Source organism: Okeania sp. SIO2F4 (genome assembly GCF_010672385.1).
Classification (GTDB): domain Bacteria; phylum Cyanobacteriota; class Cyanobacteriia; order Cyanobacteriales; family Microcoleaceae; genus Trichodesmium.
Genome location: NZ_JAAHGT010001164.1, coordinates 1 through 2,582, shown reverse-complemented (window position 1 = coordinate 2,582; position 2,582 = coordinate 1). Strand labels below are relative to the sequence as shown.

The window sequence follows — 2,582 nt, the reverse complement described above, 5'->3', positions numbered from 1 at the left end:
CATCAGCTATCGCTTGAGCTTCAGCCGCGTTGCCATAGATGTGAACTTGGGAATATATGTCGTTTTTGACTACAGTGTTAAAGTATTCTTTGACATATACATCTTTTTTGAAGTAGCTGTCGAATTTAACACCACCGCCACCAAATACTTCTTCGTTGGCAGTTTCTAAGTAGTTTAATTGTGAAATAATTATTGTGTGTGTTCTTAAGTTACAGTCGATGGGGATTTCCCTATCCCTCACCTCTGCTTCACGCACCGTGCATGAGAGTTTATAGCTCACACGGCTGCTGTACAAAACTTATACAATCCCGGCAAAACTAGGTAAAACCTCGTAATTCCTGTCTTGATGTTTGCTTCTTGCTTTAACCTGGAGAGTCGGCTCTTGCCAGTTCACAAGCGTATATTTGGGTGCAGCCCACCCTAGTTTATTGATTTACTTCTCCTGATAGCCCACGGATTTGTTGGGCTATTTGAGGTCGCCATCTATTTGATCGCTTCCGACACTTATTATCAGCTACAGTTGTAAAAATTTCAAACTATCCGCCATTTTTTTAGCTGTTATTGCCCTAAATTGCCAGGGATATTGATACTAGCCATTAGCTCCACGCTTGCCTCTTGAGGAATCCTTATGCCTAATCAACATTATTTAGGCTTTCCCTACTCATCATTGAGAGTCCAAAAGGGGTTACTTCGTTCCCCGATCTCATTTCACGTTAGATTTAGGCCCCTAGTTTAGGCCAACCTTAAATTATTGGTTCCAATTATGTCAGGCATACCTTTTGGTCCAGGAGTATCAACACCTTTCTCCTGTTTCTCATCACGACCCATAATACTAGATTCTCTGTACGATAACCTTGGCTAACTAGCTGTGCAAAGGATTGGGATGACATTACCCTTATTTCCCTTTATACCCATGCACTGAGACCAAGAGTTACTAATTCTGAATTCTGGGAGATTAGAGTCACACGGCATCGGTGTGGCAAGGAATTTAACCTCCATCAGTATCAGAGTTACCCTTTTACTTTCTCTGGCTCAACGTAAACTAGGGTTTACTTAGGCCAAACGAATCGCACTTTGTTTTTGAAAGCTTCAAACAACTTTGTTTTGTTTGACATGTTTAATATAAGCAAAATAATTCGGGAGTGGTTGCCAATTTGGCAGATCTATTTACCAAAAATAGACCAAATTTTGGGAGTCCCGTATAAAGTTTTTTTTGATCTAATTGTCCAACACATTAGCCACAACAGCAACCCAATTTTTACCACCTCAGGGACTGGAAATTCCCTTTGTTCCGATGAACAAATTCTACTCCCCCTTCTCAAAAAATCTGGTTATTTGCCAAGAGAATTATTGGATGGTCAGACCCTATCTGAGTACCTCAGAACTCATCTCTCATACACCACTCATAACCATCATCAAACTGTCATTAATGCCTGACTGAACTTGGCAGTAAATTCCAACTACATAAAAATCAATCCTATTAGACAATTCCCCAAGGGAAAACCAGAGGGAAATAAGGGTGAACATAATACTGAGCAAGTTATTCATGATCTTACTCACAACGAATTTTCGTATTATGTACAAAGTAATCATAATTAACTACCGTCTCTACACAATCGTCCAGCTTATCCATTCAAAATAATCAATAATAGACGAACTCTTAGAACAAACAGACCAAAACAAACTACAAAATTTACCCAATAAACTACAAATTTGCAGTCAGAAGAAAAGGTAACTTTCAACCATGGTGCTATGACAATAAAGATGCAGCAATTGTCCCGCGAAAAATATCTTCAATATTACCTACATCAGCCACATCCAGCATTATTCAAAGCTCCACAACCATTTTCATGCATAAATAACTCATGTCAGCTATCGTACAGTCAATAAAGATTGGAAAAAATTAACTCAAAATCATCCCTTACTTGAAGGAGTGAGACTCCATGACCTACGACATACTTTCGCCACCGAAAGAGTTGGTTTAATCGGAATTCAAGAGCTGAAAGCTTTCATAGGGCACAAAAGCATTACTACCACATTACGTTATCAAAAAGTTACCTCCCAAAAAGCTGAAATTTCTGCTCAAAAAGCCTTTCAATTACTAGAAGATTCACTACTTAAAAAGTAATTTTAAATGTTCTCTAAATATCAACATACAATTGAGATTAATACCATACCGAATACTCTAATGGTTTCTCCGAGTTAAACGATCCGCAAGACCAGCGCAAACGTTTCGAGGAACAGATCGCTCAAAGAGAAGCAGGTGATGATGAAGCACACCCAATGGATGAAGACTTTATTCAGGCGTTGTCATTGGGAATGCCTAAGTGTGGTGGAATGGGTATTGGAGTCGATCGTGTGGTGATGTTGCTGACTAATACTCAAAGTATTCGGGATGTAATTATGTTCCCGACTATGCGATCGACTTTGAAGGATTAATTATAGCGCTACGCGCAAATCAAAAGTCAAAATTCAAAATTCAAAAGTAATATCTGAGAGAGTTTGAGGATTAATCAATGTGTTAATCTTTACTTTAACTGCTATATCATACAGCAGTTTTCAGGTTACTAACATAAAAAAGA

2 protein-coding genes and 1 pseudogene are annotated in these 2,582 nt (G+C 38.6%); 2 read left to right on the top strand and 1 reads right to left on the bottom strand.

Going from position 1 to position 2,582, the window contains the following annotated elements; all coding sequences use genetic code 11:
* Positions 1-280, bottom strand: a 280-nt coding sequence (locus F6K22_RS38355; RefSeq protein ID WP_293110134.1) for a hypothetical protein, incomplete at its 3' end; no start/stop codon positions are given.
* A 1,578-nt stretch (positions 281-1,858) separates the two neighbouring features.
* Here F6K22_RS38355 and F6K22_RS38350 point away from each other — a divergent pair.
* Together F6K22_RS38350 and F6K22_RS38345 are read left to right on the top strand one after the other, a co-directional pair.
* Positions 1,859-2,128, top strand: coding sequence for a tyrosine-type recombinase/integrase (locus F6K22_RS38350; protein WP_293110135.1), 270 nt, complete (start codon positions 1,859-1,861; stop codon positions 2,126-2,128).
* A 47-nt stretch (positions 2,129-2,175) separates the two neighbouring features.
* Positions 2,176-2,439 (top strand): annotated as a pseudogene (locus F6K22_RS38345) (amino acid--tRNA ligase-related protein); the annotation flags it as partial.
* Positions 2,440-2,582 lie beyond the last annotated feature (143 nt).